Below are 14,880 nucleotides of genomic sequence, written 5' to 3'. Positions count from 1 at the left end.
TAAGTATTATACTTATATTTTGTAAGTTAAATTCAATGTATTGAGAGGTAACAATCATGGCAGAGAAGTTAGATGTTGCGTCAGCTAGACGTAAAATGAAGAGTCCTAATATCAAGACTCGTAAGCGTGCACTGAAAGCATTGCACGAAGCAAGTCGACAAACAACTAAAAAATAACAGTATTTGACTGGTTCTCAAGATTTGGGAACCAGTTTTTTCATTAATGAGAATACCCGGGTGTATCTTAAAAATGATACAATGGACAAGATAAATTAAGAGGAGGATAACCAGATGGACAAAAAAGAATTAGTTATAGTCACTGGTATGAGTGGAGCTGGCAAAACGGTTGCCATTCAGGCATTTGAAGATCTTGGTTATTTTACAGTTCAGAATTTACCACCTGCAATGTTACCAAAATTTTGGCAAATGATTTCAGATGAAGAAAATATCCAACGTGCAGCTGTCATGATTGATTTACGATCACAAAGTTTTTTTGCTGACTTAGATCACGAAGTTCGGGAACTAAGAAAAAATAGTTATGACAAGTATGATTTGAAAATTGTTTATATCGATGCTTCTGATGGTGAACTAGTTGCCCGTTATAAAGAAACACGACGCTCACATCCTTTATCTGGTGAAGGTGGTACCTTATATGGTATCCAATTAGAGCGCGAGAAACTGGCGAAAATTCGTGACTTAGCAAGTGAGATCATTCATACTGATGATTACGCACCACGACAATTACGAAATTATATTCAAGCGCACTTTGGTTCAGAAACTGACCAGGCGGGAACGTTTTCAATTCAGGTCATGAGCTTTGGCTTTAAATATGGTATTGCGGTTGATGCTGATTTAGTCTTAGATGTGAGATTCTTGCCTAATCCTTATTACCAAGAAGATTTGCGGCAACTAACCGGTTTAGATAAAGCAGTAGCTGATTATGTTTGGCACACAGATGATGCAAAGGAATTTTATGAACGCATTAGTGAGCAAATAAAGTGGCTATTACCAAAATATAAAGCTGAGGGAAAGAGTACTTTGACTGTGGCATTTGGTTGTACCGGGGGGCAACATCGCTCGGTTGCTTTTGCACATTGTTTACATGAAGATTTAGCGAAGGATTGGGTTGTCAATGAGCGACACCGTGATATCGAACGCCGAAAGGAGAGTAGTAACCGATCATGACAGAAAAATATACAGTTAAACGTGTCCCTAAAATCGTTGTGATTGGTGGTGGTTCCGGTCAGCCCGTTGTTTTAAATGGATTGAAAAAATATGATACTGATTTAACGGCGATTATCACAGTCGCTGATGATGGTGGTTCGTCAGGAACCTTACGTGATTATCTAAAAATGGTGCCACCTGGAGATATTAGAAATGTGATTGCGACATTATCAAACTTACCAGCCAGTTTAATTGATATCTTCCAATATCGCTTCAAGCCAGAAGATGATATGCTGGCACATCACTCCTTAGGAAATTTGATTATTGCGGCGATGGCTGAAAAAGAACATGATATTTTTGATGGGATACAGTTATTAACAAAAATCATGCAAGTTCAAGGCCATGTATATCCAGTTGCTAATGAACCACTAGTACTACATGCTGCTTTTTCGGATGGCACCAAACTAGCAGGCGAGGCTGAAATAACAGCAGCACATAAGGCGATTGACCATATTTGGGTGACGTCTCAAGAAACATCTTCTGCACATACTGTACAATCACCTAGTCAAGTTGTGAACGCTATTTTAGAGGCTGATATTGTGGTGCTTGGACCAGGCAGTTTATTTACTAGCGTGTTGCCTAATTTAATGGTACCGAATGTTGCCGAGGCGTTACGAGCAACGCGGGCTAAGGTAGTGTACATTGCGAATATCATGACCCAAAAAGGTGAGACAGATAATTTTACGGATGCGGATCATGTTGAGGCGATTAATAAGCATGTTGGAGAACGCATTGTTGATGCCGTGATTATGAATACTGGCACAGTGCCTGAGGACTATATTGATTGGCAACGTTGGAATGAGATTTCATACCAGGTACATTCAGATCCAGAGGCTGTGCAAGCACTGGGAGCTGAGCCAGTTTTGGGTGACTTACTAGCCTTGCGTGATGATGGTGCATTCCATGATGGGGATGCGGTTGCACAATTAATTATGCAATTAGTGAAAAAACAATAGAAAAAATGAATGAGGAGGTGGCGATAATGTCATTTGCAAGTGACGTTAAAAAAGAATTAACCACCTTAGAAATTAGCAATCCAGATAATGCTAAAGCTGAGTTGTCAGCTTTGTTACGTATGAATGGTTCGCTGGGATTAACAAATCAACATTTTACGCTCAATGTGCAAACTGAAAATGCGGCAACTGCGCGACGAATATTAGGATTATTGCAGCAATTCTATCGTTTGCCATCAGAAATATCTGTACGCCGTCAAATGAAATTAAAGAAAAATAATTTGTATGTTGTTCGTATTACGCAAGGTGTTAGTGAATTACTTGATGACTTACACATCTTCGAAGATTTTGAACTATTGCCCACTGTACCTGATGAATGGTTAGAGCCAGAAGGTAAAGCCCGTTCTTATTTACGGGGCGCTTTTTTGGCGGCAGGATCCGTTAATAATCCAGAAACTAGTCGCTATCATTTGGAAATATACTCTTTATATGAAGAACAAGCGACACAATTAGCGAACTTGATGAATCGTTTTGATTTGAATGCGAAGGTGGTTGAACGTCGCTCAGGCTTTATCGTATATCTAAAAGAAGCAGAAAAGATCGGCGATATGATGAAGGTGATTGGTGCAACAAATGCGATGTTCCGTATGGAAGACGTGCGGATCATTCGTGATATGCGCAATTCCGTCAATCGATTAGTAAATGCTGAAAATGCAAATTTGGATAAGACGGTTAATGCAAGTCAAAAACAAATTGATGACATTTTGTTTTTGGATGAGGAAATTGGTCTGGGACGTCTGCCTGAAAAACTACGTGAAATTGCTGAAGTTCGTTTGGCTCACCGTGAAGAACCGTTATCTGCACTTGGACAATATGTCCCGTCTGGCGAGATTTCGAAATCAGGTGTCAATCATCGTTTGCGAAAGTTGACAAAAATGGCTGATGAAATTAGGGATACTGGACAAATTCCGAAAGAGATCCAAAGAGGATAGTGTAATTAGTTAAATAAAGTTTGACCATTCTTGACGAAATGATAAAATGATATTATGTTCTTGAGTTTGAACACTAGGAGGAAATAAAAAATGACACCAATTCCATATGTTATTGAGCAATCATCACATGGTGAGCGTTCTTATGATATTTTTTCACGTTTGTTAATTGACCGTATTATCATGGTTAATGGTGAAATTGAATCACAAATGGCAACGGCAATTATTGCACAGTTGTTATTCTTAGATGCCCAAGATCCAGATAAGGACATTTATATGTATATTAACTCTCCAGGTGGGGAAGTTAATGCCGGTATGGCAATTTACGATACCATGAATTTCATTAGTGCCGATGTGCAGACAATTACGATCGGATTAGCAGCATCAATGGCTTCGGTATTAGCTTCATCAGGAGCCAAAGGCAAGCGCTTTATCTTGCCTAACTCACAGTTTATGATTCACCAACCATCAGGTGGTGCACAAGGACAACAAACTGAGATTGCCATTGCCGCTGAAGAAATTTTGAAGACTCGTAAGAAGTTGAACCAAATTTTGGCAGATAATACTGGTAAGCCATTTGAAGAAGTTGAAAAAGATACTGAGCGTGATCACTGGTTGGATGCTGAAGAGTCACTTGAATATGGTTTGATTGACAAAATTATGACTAGCGCTAAGGATAAAGCATAGAAAATTTTGCTCTTGAAATAAAATTTAATGTTGACAAAGAGGACTTTTACCCTGTTTTTTAACAGGGTTAGGTCCTCTTTTTTCACAAAGTTTAAGTAAGCGCTTTCTTTGTTGACAGAACAGTCATTTACACCGTATCATTGTACTTGGGAAGTGCTTTGATATCAAAAGCTAATACTTCCTTATTGTGAACCTATGCACATTGTGTAAGCGCTTTAAATTAAAAATATATATTATAGTTTAACTAGAAATAAAGTGATTTGTCCCATATTGAAACGCCAAATTTGAAGATTTTGTGTTTATTATGTTGAATACTTCACAAATGTATTTATAATTAAGAGTGTTAAGACATGCTTTGGAGGAAAAGAACAATGAAAATTTTTGCATATGGTATTCGAGAAGATGAGCAAGCCGCACTACGTGAGTGGATGTCAAACCACCCAGAAGTAGAAGTAGACTTTACTGATAAGTTATTGGATCCAGAAACTGCTAAGTTAGCTGAAGGCGCAGATGCAGTTGATGTTTACCAACAACTATCATACACACCTGAAACGTTGACCGCTTTGCATGAATTGGGCATTAATAAAATGTCACTACGTAATGTAGGTACAGATAACATTGACTTTGAGACTGCTCGTCGTTTTGACTTCTCAATCTCAAACGTTGCTGTTTATTCACCTAATGCGATTGCTGAACACGCAGCTATTCAAGGGGCACGCGTGCTACGTCAAACAAAAGCATTAGATAACAAGATTGCTAACCATGACTTGCGTTGGGCACCAACAATTGGTCGTGAGGTTCGCATGCAAACATTCGGAATTATCGGTACTGGACACATTGGTCGTGTGTTGATCGACATCTTGAAGGGCTTCGGAGCTAAAATCGTTGCTTATGATGTATACCGTAACCCTGAGCTTGAAGCAGAAGGTATTTACGTTGATACATTAGATGAATTATACGCACAAGCTGATGCGATTTCACTTCATGTACCAAGTTTGCCAGAAAACTACCACATGATTAATGCAGAATCAATTGCAAAGATGAAGGACGATGTTGTATTGATCAACGTTTCTCGTGGTGATTTGATGGATATTGATGCTGTTATCGATGGTTTGAATTCAGGTAAGATTTTTGGTCTTGCAATGGATGTGTATGAGAACGAAGTTGGCTTGTTTAACAGTGACTGGTCAGGTAAAGAATTCCCAGATGCTAAGATTGCAGATTTAATTGCTCGCGACAATGTTTTGGTAACACCTCACACAGCCTTCTATACAACTAAGGCTGTCTATGAGATGGTTACACAATCAATGGATGCCTCACTTGCCTTTATTAAGGGTGAAGAGACACCAAACCAAGTTAAGTATTAATCATTAGTTTTACAGTAATGATTGTGGGATTTTGTTACTGTGAGTGGGTATGTGGCATAGTCACATTAGAAAGGTAATTGAATATTATGGCTAGCGCAGTTTTTGACGGTTCGTACGAACTAAAGTTTAAAGATTTTTTCTTTAAGGTATTGTCTGGTTCTGCTCAAGGTATTTTGATTGGTGTTTTGCCATCAGCTGTTTTGAAGTACGTTATTCGTCCGTTTGTACAAAGTGGAATGGGTTTGGCTGTTGACCTGAGTGCGATTTTGACGCTATTCTCATCACTTATTCCAATGTTGATTGGTTTGGCAATTGCCATGCAATTTAACATGAAGTCACTAGACGTTGGTGTTATGGCAATTGCTGTTGGCGTTGCCTGCGGATCAATCAAGTGGGCTTCAGTGCCAGCAGGATTTAAGAATCCGATAACTGGTGTCACTACTACGTCTCCAAGTACTGTATATATGGCAGCTGGAGCTGGAGATGTTATCAACGCAATGATCGTTGCGGCAATCGGAGTTCTCGTTATTTGGCTTATTGCTAAATATCTAGGAGGATTTGGTTCATTAGCTATTATCTTAAGCCCTATTGTTGTCGGTGGTGGCGTTGGCTTAATTGGTAAGGAAATCGCACCTTATGTTGGTGAGGTAACTACTTGGATTGGTAAGATGGTGCAATTAGCAACTGATTTGCAACCATTACCAATGACAATTATTATTGCGATGGCTTTCGCAGTTATTATTGTTACACCTGTTTCAACAGTTGGTATTGCTTTAGCAATTACATTGTCAGGATTAGGTTCTGCAGCCGCTGGTGTCGGTATCGTTGCAACAACTGTTGTGCTATTAGTTAACTCAATTCGTGTTAACAAAGTTGGAACAACTGTTGCCATCTTCTTAGGTGCCATGAAGGGAATGATGCCTTCAGTATTTAAGAAGCCAGTTATGTTATTCTCATTTATGGTTGCTGCTGCAATTTCAGCATTGCCAATTAGTTTCTTGAATGTTCAAGGAACACCAACGTCAGCCGGATTTGGTTGGATTGGATTTGTTTCACCAATTCAGTCTGTTGTCCGTGACGTTGCCGATAAAGCATTCCAAACGAACACAATTGGTGTTATCCCAGCTATCTTGGTTTGGGCAATCGTGCCAATCATCGCTGGAATTGTTGTTGACTTGTTATTTACTAAGGTATTTAAGTTATACAAGCCAGAAGACTTTAAGCAAGAAATTTAATATGATAATCAAGTAAACACATGCTAATAATTATTAGCGTGTGTTTTTTATATAATAGAGATAAAAGTCTGAAGTTTCGATGACACGCAATTTATAATCTTTGTGAGAGGCGTTAAAGACGTGATTTAAGCGTTAATGCCGGTAGGGTGGTATTATTTACAGTAAGTTGAAGAAGCGTCTTAAAAGTGGGTAAAATAAAAAAACAGGGAATGGTTAGAACCATTCTCTGTCTTAATAATCGTTTATTTTTATCTATTTTAAAATAGATTAATAAATGAGCTTACTTAGGTGAAACAACTTGCTTACCATTGTAAGTGCCATCAGCAGCAACGTGGTGGTTACGTACGTAAACACCATTTTCGTTCATGTGAATAGCTGGCGTCTTTAATCCGCCTTGACCGCCGCGACGAGTGCGCTTTGCGTGCTTTGAAACTTTACGTGCAGGAACTGCCATAGTTATATCCTCCCTTACACCGCCGTGTTAGAAAGAAGGCAGTGTGTAATAATCTAATTTTTTCAACTGTTCTAAATTACATTATTTTTAGCTGTTTGTCAAGCCATACCCTTTTTGTATAAGGATTATCCATGAAATAAAAGCCTGATAATAACTTTACTTTTTATGAGGCTAGATAGATAATTAGGTGTACCAAAAAACAAGGAGGCATATTTACTGATGGTGTTATTTTCAGTAGAGGATCCGTTGCAGCAAAGTGATGGTCCAAGTTTGGCGGTTTTACTAGCTAAGAATTTGGGTGGATTAAACAGGCTGATGATCGGGGAATTTATCGGTAAACGTCAAAACAGTCAATATGCTTGATTGTTTTGACGATCATATATGAATAGGAGTGTATAGATGGCATTAGGAAAACAATTCAAACATATTCTTGTAGCTGTTGATGATTCAAATCTTGGCCAAATGGCATTAGTTAACGGTATTCATCAAGCAAGAGAGGACAATGCAAAGTTAACGATTATTTCTATTTTTGAAAAAGGTCAATTAAATGTTTTTGACTTTTTCTCAAAAGAGAGTACGACGGCAGCTGAAGATGATGTGCAACGTGCTTTAAAGCGTTATCGTGAAATGGCACTTGAAAACGGTGTGACTGATGTGGACACACGTATTGCTGAAGGTAAGCCGGGGGAAGTCATTGTAAAGGATGTTATTCCAGCAGTTAAACCAGATATGGTTGTGATTGGTTCTCATTCACAGCAAGGTACTGAAAAATATTTTGGTTCGCAATCAAGTTACGTGGCAAATAATGCACCAGTAACGGTCATGATTGTCCGCTAATAATAAAATAAATTCATTAGAGATTGGCAATTCGCGTGCTAATCTCTTTTTTTAAAAAAATTAGTCTGAAAGAGTATTGCTTATTTTATAAAATATAACTTATAGTACGAAAATACTCTTTTGGAGAAGAAAAATGCCTTTAGTAGCAAAATACATTAATGCTTATTTATCAACTATAAAATACCTAAATGAAATGGTAGCGGTTCCGGCTGCACAATATGATTTGTCCTTTGAACAATATTTAATTATGCAAGGTATTGCGCAGCATGATGGATTAACGTTGACTGATATTGTGGCAAAGCGTCAAGTTACACGGGCTGCAGTTTCACGACAAATTCGAATGTTGTTGCGAAAACAATATATTTGGCAGGAAGCAGACGTGACTGACCGTCGCCGAATGTTATTGCATTTAACGAAACGTGGGCAAGAAGTCGAGCGGGAGCTAACAGACCGTATTGAATGTCGTTTTGATAGTTGGTTAATTTCACTAGGTGAAGAGCGAGCGACAGAAATACTCAAATATATGATTAAATTTGATGAAAAAGCACTGACAAAAAATATAATGCAACACTATTGACGGTAGTTTTTGAAAACATTTTTGATTTGTGTTTTAAAAAATACTTTTTCATATTATTGGGCTTGTATTTGTTTAGGGTATGTTGTATGATGGAATAGTTGTTTTTGGGCATTAGCCAAGCGGTAAGGCAATGGTTTCTGGTGCCATCATGCACTGGTTCGAATCCAGTATGCCCAGTTTACAGATGCGGAAAGCGTTAGTCATTTTTTTAAAATGTCTAACGCTTTTTTGCATGTTGAAAAAAATTAAATAAAATATCGTTAAGTGTGTAAGCGTTATATTGTCATATACCGTAAGGATTGTGAAAATATGAACTAATATTCCTACTGAATTAGTGCGGGTTTTTTACTACTAAATACGTTAAGAACGCGCTACAATGTAACCATTGATGCTTATTGCAATATATTTAAAGAGGTAGAGTACATGTCTGAAGAGAAGAAAACCGGTGCCGATTTAGTTGTCGACAGTTTAAACAACCATGGCGTTGACTTGGTGTTTGGAATTCCTGGGGCTAAGATTGATCGTTTGTTTGAAAAACTAGATCATCCAGCAGAGGGGAGCAAAGCACCTAAGTTGATTGTTACTCGTCATGAGCAAAATGCTGTGTTCATGGCACAAGCATTTTCACGTATCACTGGTAAGACCGGTGTCGTTGCTGTTACTTCAGGTCCAGGTGTGGGTAACTTGGCTTCTGGATTGATGACAGCAACTGCTGAAAATGATCCTGTATTGGCGATTGGTGGTCAGGTACAGCGTAAGGATTTGTATCGATTAACGCATCAAAGTACGCCTTCAGCAACTTTATTTGCGCCAATTACAAATTACTCAGTTGAAATTCAAGATCCAAATAATATTTCAGAAATCATTTCTAATGCCTTCGCTGCTGCAAATGGTCCTAAACCAGGGGCAGCCTTCGTTTCATTGCCACAAGATGTTGATGAAGCTGAAGTTGCTATTGATGCATTACCAGCTGTTAAGCCAGCGACATTTGGTGCGGCGGCTACTGATGACATTGCTTGGTTAGCTGAGCAAGTTAAGGCTGCGGAGTTACCGGTTTTGTTAGTTGGTGCTCGCGGATCAGATGATGCAACAACTCACGCATTGCATGCATTGCTAGAACAAACAACTTTGCCAGTTGTGGAAACATACCAAGGTGCTGGTGTCATCTCTCGTGAATTAGAAGAGCAGACATTCTTTGGTCGTATTGGGTTCTTCCGTAATCAGGTTGGTGACCGTTTATTGGCACAATCTGATTTGGTTATTACAGTTGGATATGATGCCATTGAATATGAACCACGTAACTGGAACAAGAATGCTAACCTACGTATTGCAGCGATTGACACACAAGCCGTTCAAATTGATAACCACTTTACGCCTGAACGCCAATTGGTTGGTACATTGGCAGACACATTAAGTGCTTTGAAAGAGCAAATTAAGGGTTATGAATTACCTGCAAAGTCTCAAGATACGTTGGCAACATTAAAGGCTGATTTACGTGCAGCAGCAGAACCAACTTATACACCTGCTCAACCAGATTTGAATCACCCATTGAGTATTATTAAGTCATTGCAAGCGCACATGACAGATGAAATGACCTTATCATCAGATATTGGTTCACACTATTTGTGGTTAGGACGTCACTTTAAGTCATACGTTCCTCGTCATTTCTTGATTTCAAATGGTATGCAAACCTTAGGTGTTGGATTACCATGGGCTATGGCTGCTGCAATGGTTCGTCCAAATGCTAAGTCAGTTTCTGTATCTGGTGATGGTGGTTTCTTCTTCTCAGGAATGGAATTGGCCACAGCAGTTCAATTGAAGCTAAATACAGTTCATATCGTTTGGCAAGATAATTATCACTATGATATGGTTAAATTCCAAGAAGAAGTGAAATACGGTGGTGAATCAGCTGGTGTCAAGTTCTCTGATATCGATATTGTTAAATTTGCTGAATCAGCTGGGGCTAAGGGATTACGTGTAGATACACCTGATCAATTGGATGCCGTGTTGGATGAAGCATTTGCAACTGAAGGACCAGTTGTTGTTGAGATTCCAGTAGATTACTCACATAATTATGAATTGATGTCACAATTAATTGATGACGCAGAATAAAAAATAAAAGCGTCCAGATTTCTGGACGTTTTTTCTTGAGAAAAGGAAAGGAAGCAAAGAAATGTCGACGGTATATCAACATAGTACATTAGCAGCTTTAATGGGCAAGGTTCTTGGAGGTTCAGCAACCTTGGCCGAGCTAAAGGAACATGGGGATACAGGAATTGGTACATTTGATGGTCTTGATGGTGAAATGATCATGGCCAATGGTGAGGTTTATTATATGGATGGTGAAGGAACCATTCATCATGTGACTGATATGGCAAAAACGGTACCATTTGCAACAGTACACCATGCTAGTGATTCTTCAGAAAAAGTGAAGTTTAGTGCTGGTAATATGAAAGAAATGGTCTCATTGATTGATGATCGTGAACTGGAAAACACATTTTCTGGTGTTATTTTGCAAGGTAGCTTTGCTTATATGAAAGTTCGTTCGGCACCGAAATCGGAACGCCCATATCCATCATTGTCTGAAATTACAAAAACACAACGTGAATTTGAAGAAACAAATATTAGTGGTACATTGATTGGTTATTATTCACCAGAGCTATACCAAGGAACTGTTGCAGCTGGATGGCACGTGCATTTCCTAAGTGATGATCGTACCTTTGGTGGTCACGTTCTTGGTTTTGATGCTGATAAGCTTGAGGGAGATTTAACAATCTTTGATAATTATGAATTGCATCTACCAATTAATAATAAAGAATTCCGTGAACACCATGTTGATATGGATGGCCTAAAAGAAGGGGTTGCCGCAGCAGAGGGATCACAAGATTAATCATTATTTAGCGATAACAATACTCAAATGTGTTGTTATCGCTATTTTTTGGCGTTCATAGTATGATGTACGTAAAGAAATTTCAATATTTATCATTGAGGGAGTATGAATATGACAGAATTAATGAAGGCGGTCGTTACAACAATTGACGAAAATGAGCCATTGTCGGAAAAGAACGTACCGTTACCTAGTGTTGGCAACTATGATGTTCTTGTGAAGGTGGCTGCTGCTAGTGTTAATCCAGTTGATGTTAAACAGCTTGAGTTAGCTATGGCAGCAAAAGAAGAGCGTGTTCTTGGCTTTGATGCCGTAGGTGCAGTGGTTTCAATTGGTAGTGAGGTGAAAAAGTACAAAGTTGGTGACCGGGTCTTTTTTGCAGGCGAACTAGGGCGTACCGGATCTAATGCTGAGTATGAAGCAGTTAATGAGAACTTAATTGCTAAAGCACCGGATAATTTATCGGATGTCGAAGCAGCCGCATTACCTTTAACGTTTTTAACGGCTTATGAAATGCTTGCTGACAAATTTGGTATTAAGATGACAGCTGGGTCTGCAACTGGTAAGGCACTACTTATTATTAACGGTGCCGGTGGTGTAGGTTCGATTATGATTCAATTAGCCAAGTGGTTGGGAATGACTGTGATCGCTAGTGCTTCACGTGATGAAACGATTGAATGGGTGCACCAATTGGGCGCTGATTTTGTCGTTAATCATCGTAAAGATTATGTGGCTGAAGTGAAACGCTTAGGATTCGATGAAGTCCCTTATATTGCTGTGCTGCATTCGCTTGATCAACATTTTGAGGCAGCAGCAGAGTTGGTTGGTACTTATGGCCATATTGGGGCCATTGTACAATCGACACAACCTTTGCCGGTAGGTCTAATTAAAAACAAGGCAGCATCGTTAGATTGGGAATTTATGTTTGCAAAAACGAATGCTCGCCAAGATATTGCCAGTCAAGGGGATGCTCTGGCATTATTGTCAAATCTAGTCACGTTAGGAGTTGTTAAATCAACCATTTCACAAACGCTTGATGGGCTATCAGTCGCCACTGTAGAGGATGCGCAACAAAAAGTTTCTGCTGGTAATATGTTGGGTAAATTAGTTATTAAATATTAATCAATGAACAAAATAATGATAGAGAATGAATTTTTAATGCAAACTAAAATTCATTCTTTTTTTGTCTAAAAAACGATAAAAAATATTTGCACTCTCGGTGTTAGAGTGCTAATATAGATAATGTAAGCAAGGTCAATAAAGGTCAAAAGAGATGCGATGTTGACCTACTGGGAGTAATGAATATAAAAAAGATTGTAAGGAGGCCGTAATTATGGCACAAGATCCATTTGGTTTTTCAAGTTTTGATGATATTTTTCGTATGATGAACAATGAAGCAGCAAGGACACAACAAGCACAGCGTTCACAGCAAGGACCGCGTACACAGATGGGACGTGGGAACGGTGGAAACGATAGCGGACAAGGCAATGGTTTACTTGACCAATATGGTATTAACCTAACTGAGATGGCACGCAAGGGCAAGTTTGATCCGGTGATTGGTCGAGATGATGAAATTGCACGTGTTATTGAAGTACTAAATCGTCGTACTAAGAATAATCCAGTTTTGATAGGAGAGGCTGGTGTTGGAAAGACGGCGGTTGTTGAAGGATTAGCACAGGCAATCGTCAACGCTAAAGTACCAGGCAAGTTACAAGGTAAGGAAGTTATTCGATTGGATGTGGTATCACTTGTTCAAGGAACGGGTGTACGTGGACAATTCGAAGAGCGTATGCAACAATTGATGGACGAAGTTTCGAAGCGTGAAGATGTTATCCTCTTTATTGATGAAATTCATGAAATTATGGGTGCCGGAACTGCTGGTGAAGGTTCAATGGACGCAGGTAACATCTTAAAGCCAGCGTTAGCTCGTGGTGAATTCCAATTAATTGGAGCAACTACATTAAATGAATACCGTAAGATTGAGAAGGATGCAGCGATTGCTCGTCGATTCCAAACAGTTCAAGTTGATGAACCTTCAACAGACGAAGCACTGCAAATTTTAAAGGGTATTCGTTCACGATATGAGGATTATCACAAGGTTAAGTATGCGGATGAAGCGTTAGAAGCCGCTGTGAACCTTTCAAATCGATACATTTCAGATCGTTTCTTGCCTGATAAGGCGATTGATTTAATTGATGAGGCAGGTTCAAAAAAGAATTTGTCCGTAAAAATTGCAGATCCGAAGGAATTAGAAAATAAAATTCACTCAACAGAAGCGCAAAAGCAATCTGCAATCGAACGTGAAGATTATGAAAAAGCAAGTCAATTACGTGATCAGGTAAATAATTTAGAGTTACAGCTACAGGCAGTTAAGCAACAGGCACCACAAAATGAAGCAGCCCAAACGGTAACGGTGGGGGATATTCAAAAAATCGTTGAAGAGAAAACAGGTATTCCGGTTGGTGAACTGGCTGAGTCAGAGCAAACACAGTTACGTCATTTAGGTGATAATTTGGCAGAGCATGTGATTGGCCAAGATGAGGCAACAGAAAAGATTGCACGTGCTATTCGTCGTAATCGTGTTGGCTTTAATAAAACGGGACGACCAATTGGTAGTTTCTTGTTTGTTGGACCAACAGGTGTTGGAAAGACTGAAACAGCAAAGCAATTGGCAAAAGAATTATTCGGCACAACTGATAGTATGATTCGTTTCGATATGTCAGAGTATATGGAAAAGCATTCTGTCTCAAAGTTGATTGGTGCTCCGGCAGGGTACGTTGGTTATGAAGAGGCTGGTCAATTGACAGAAGCAGTTCGCCGGCGCCCATACTCATTGATTTTGTTAGATGAGGTTGAAAAAGCACATCCAGATGTTATGAATATGTTCCTACAAATTCTTGACGATGGTCGTCTAACAGATGCACAAGGTCATATTGTTTCATTCAAAGATACAATTATTATTATGACATCGAATGCTGGTACCGGAGTTAAGGATACTAAGGTTGGCTTTGATCCAGAAAATAAGCATGGTTCATCACAACTATTAGAGCGTCTAGCACCATACTTTAAGCCCGAGTTCTTGAACCGTTTTGATGGTATTGTTGAATTTAATGCGTTATCTAAAGAAAATCTGTTGAAGATTGTTGATTTAATGATTACTGACATGAATGCGGCAATTGCAGAAAAAGGACTGCACATTGATGTTACTAGTGATGTTAAGCAAAAGATCGTTGATTTGGGATATAACCCAGAAATGGGAGCAAGACCACTACGTCGTGTTATTCAAGAACAATTAGAAGATCAAATTGCAGACTTTTATCTCGATAATCCAGATGTTAAGCAATTAACCACTAAGCTAGTGAATGACAATATCCAGATTGAAGATGGCACAAAAAGTACCCTATAAAATTCATAATATGTTTAAAAAAAGATAAATATCATATAGACAGCGACTACAAACGCTGTCTTTTTTTGTACAATGACAAGGTCGTTGAAATTTTTTGAGTGGGCAAAGTTCATAAATTAAAGCAGAAATTAAGCTTTTTGTGTTGTGTAACATAAATGAAACATTAAATGCAACTTTTTGAAAAGTCTCTAACGTACAATAGTGCTTGTAGTAAAAATAAAGAAAATCTTAAGAAATGTTCTCGTGGGCAAATCTTATTTAATAT

The 14,880-nt window shown here is 38.8% G+C and carries 15 protein-coding genes and 1 tRNA gene; 15 read left to right on the top strand and 1 reads right to left on the bottom strand.

Going from position 1 to position 14,880, the window contains the following annotated elements; translation table 11 throughout:
- The first annotated feature begins 56 nt into the window (after positions 1-56).
- From QRX23_RS07600 to QRX23_RS07570, 7 genes are all read left to right on the top strand, one after another.
- On the top strand, positions 57-176 hold the full coding sequence (locus tag QRX23_RS07600; RefSeq protein ID WP_002827852.1) for a putative metal homeostasis protein: 120 nt from the start codon (positions 57-59) through the stop codon (positions 174-176).
- Between the two features lie 114 nt (positions 177-290).
- Positions 291-1,184, top strand: coding sequence for an RNase adapter RapZ (rapZ, locus tag QRX23_RS07595; RefSeq protein ID WP_330155196.1), 894 nt, complete (start codon positions 291-293; stop codon positions 1,182-1,184).
- The gene (locus QRX23_RS07590) at positions 1,181-2,179 is read left to right on the top strand and encodes a gluconeogenesis factor YvcK family protein (RefSeq protein WP_330155195.1); all 999 of its coding nucleotides are present in this window, start codon (positions 1,181-1,183) and stop codon (positions 2,177-2,179) included. Before rapZ ends, QRX23_RS07590 begins: the two co-directional genes overlap by 4 nt.
- A gap of 26 nt (positions 2,180-2,205) precedes the next feature.
- Positions 2,206-3,168 carry a DNA-binding protein WhiA gene (gene whiA, locus QRX23_RS07585; RefSeq protein WP_040760509.1) on the top strand — a complete coding sequence of 321 codons (963 nt, stop codon included), beginning with the start codon at positions 2,206-2,208 and terminating at the stop codon, positions 3,166-3,168.
- Between the two features lie 90 nt (positions 3,169-3,258).
- Entirely contained in the window at positions 3,259-3,852 is a 594-nt protein-coding gene (locus QRX23_RS07580) for an ATP-dependent Clp protease proteolytic subunit (protein ID WP_002827847.1), read from the top strand.
- A 371-nt stretch (positions 3,853-4,223) separates the two neighbouring features.
- The gene (locus QRX23_RS07575; protein WP_040760506.1) at positions 4,224-5,219 is read left to right on the top strand and encodes a D-2-hydroxyacid dehydrogenase; all 996 of its coding nucleotides are present in this window, start codon (positions 4,224-4,226) and stop codon (positions 5,217-5,219) included.
- Positions 5,220-5,305: 86 nt separating this feature from the next.
- Positions 5,306-6,454 (top strand): PTS sugar transporter subunit IIC, encoded by a 1,149-nt coding sequence (locus tag QRX23_RS07570; protein ID WP_330155194.1) that lies wholly within the window; start codon positions 5,306-5,308, stop codon positions 6,452-6,454.
- 280 nt (positions 6,455-6,734) lie between these two features.
- On the opposite strand, the gene rpmF is transcribed toward QRX23_RS07570, so the two are convergent.
- Positions 6,735-6,908, bottom strand: coding sequence for a 50S ribosomal protein L32 (gene rpmF, locus QRX23_RS07565; RefSeq protein ID WP_002827844.1), 174 nt, complete (start codon positions 6,906-6,908; stop codon positions 6,735-6,737).
- Positions 6,909-7,127: 219 nt separating this feature from the next.
- Between rpmF and QRX23_RS07560 the strand changes: the two genes are divergently transcribed.
- The 8 genes from QRX23_RS07560 (at position 7,128) to QRX23_RS07525 (ending at position 14,615) form a co-directional block, all read left to right on the top strand.
- Positions 7,128-7,271: a hypothetical protein gene (locus QRX23_RS07560; protein WP_002827843.1), complete on the top strand. Its 144-nt coding sequence runs from the start codon at positions 7,128-7,130 to the stop codon at positions 7,269-7,271.
- 36 nt (positions 7,272-7,307) lie between these two features.
- Positions 7,308-7,745: a universal stress protein gene (locus tag QRX23_RS07555; protein WP_002827842.1), complete on the top strand. Its 438-nt coding sequence runs from the start codon at positions 7,308-7,310 to the stop codon at positions 7,743-7,745.
- A 133-nt stretch (positions 7,746-7,878) separates the two neighbouring features.
- A complete protein-coding gene (locus tag QRX23_RS07550; RefSeq protein ID WP_002827841.1) occupies positions 7,879-8,322 on the top strand; it encodes a MarR family transcriptional regulator in 444 nt (147 codons plus the stop codon).
- A 105-nt stretch (positions 8,323-8,427) separates the two neighbouring features.
- Positions 8,428-8,499: transfer RNA gene (locus tag QRX23_RS07545), tRNA-Gln, on the top strand.
- 246 nt (positions 8,500-8,745) lie between these two features.
- Positions 8,746-10,434, top strand: a complete 1,689-nt coding sequence (alsS, locus tag QRX23_RS07540) for an acetolactate synthase AlsS (protein ID WP_330155193.1) — start codon at positions 8,746-8,748, stop codon at positions 10,432-10,434.
- Between the two features lie 61 nt (positions 10,435-10,495).
- Positions 10,496-11,212, top strand: a complete 717-nt coding sequence (gene budA, locus QRX23_RS07535) for an acetolactate decarboxylase (protein ID WP_330155192.1) — start codon at positions 10,496-10,498, stop codon at positions 11,210-11,212.
- Positions 11,213-11,323: 111 nt separating this feature from the next.
- Positions 11,324-12,331, top strand: a complete 1,008-nt coding sequence (locus QRX23_RS07530; protein WP_330155191.1) for a zinc-binding alcohol dehydrogenase family protein — start codon at positions 11,324-11,326, stop codon at positions 12,329-12,331.
- Between the two features lie 211 nt (positions 12,332-12,542).
- Positions 12,543-14,615, top strand: coding sequence for an ATP-dependent Clp protease ATP-binding subunit (locus tag QRX23_RS07525; RefSeq protein ID WP_330155190.1), 2,073 nt, complete (start codon positions 12,543-12,545; stop codon positions 14,613-14,615).
- The last annotated feature ends 265 nt before the right edge of the window (positions 14,616-14,880 follow it).

The organism is Weissella paramesenteroides, from assembly GCF_036327715.1.
Taxonomy (GTDB): Bacteria; Bacillota; Bacilli; order Lactobacillales; family Lactobacillaceae; genus Weissella; species Weissella paramesenteroides.
Note: the sequence above shows the minus strand (reverse complement) of the source record. Positions and strands in the feature narration are given on the sequence as shown.

Coding starts and splice junctions, on each gene's coding strand:
- QRX23_RS07600 (WP_002827852.1), top strand. CDS start 57: ATGGCAGAGAAGTTAGATGTTGCGTCAGCTAGACGTAAAATGAAGAGT.
- rapZ (WP_330155196.1), top strand. CDS start 291: ATGGACAAAAAAGAATTAGTTATAGTCACTGGTATGAGTGGAGCTGGC.
- QRX23_RS07590 (WP_330155195.1), top strand. CDS start 1,181: ATGACAGAAAAATATACAGTTAAACGTGTCCCTAAAATCGTTGTGATT.
- whiA (WP_040760509.1), top strand. CDS start 2,206: ATGTCATTTGCAAGTGACGTTAAAAAAGAATTAACCACCTTAGAAATT.
- QRX23_RS07580 (WP_002827847.1), top strand. CDS start 3,259: ATGACACCAATTCCATATGTTATTGAGCAATCATCACATGGTGAGCGT.
- QRX23_RS07575 (WP_040760506.1), top strand. CDS start 4,224: ATGAAAATTTTTGCATATGGTATTCGAGAAGATGAGCAAGCCGCACTA.
- QRX23_RS07570 (WP_330155194.1), top strand. CDS start 5,306: ATGGCTAGCGCAGTTTTTGACGGTTCGTACGAACTAAAGTTTAAAGAT.
- rpmF (WP_002827844.1), bottom strand. CDS start 6,908: ATGGCAGTTCCTGCACGTAAAGTTTCAAAGCACGCAAAGCGCACTCGT.
- QRX23_RS07560 (WP_002827843.1), top strand. CDS start 7,128: ATGGTGTTATTTTCAGTAGAGGATCCGTTGCAGCAAAGTGATGGTCCA.
- QRX23_RS07555 (WP_002827842.1), top strand. CDS start 7,308: ATGGCATTAGGAAAACAATTCAAACATATTCTTGTAGCTGTTGATGAT.
- QRX23_RS07550 (WP_002827841.1), top strand. CDS start 7,879: ATGCCTTTAGTAGCAAAATACATTAATGCTTATTTATCAACTATAAAA.
- alsS (WP_330155193.1), top strand. CDS start 8,746: ATGTCTGAAGAGAAGAAAACCGGTGCCGATTTAGTTGTCGACAGTTTA.
- budA (WP_330155192.1), top strand. CDS start 10,496: ATGTCGACGGTATATCAACATAGTACATTAGCAGCTTTAATGGGCAAG.
- QRX23_RS07530 (WP_330155191.1), top strand. CDS start 11,324: ATGACAGAATTAATGAAGGCGGTCGTTACAACAATTGACGAAAATGAG.
- QRX23_RS07525 (WP_330155190.1), top strand. CDS start 12,543: ATGGCACAAGATCCATTTGGTTTTTCAAGTTTTGATGATATTTTTCGT.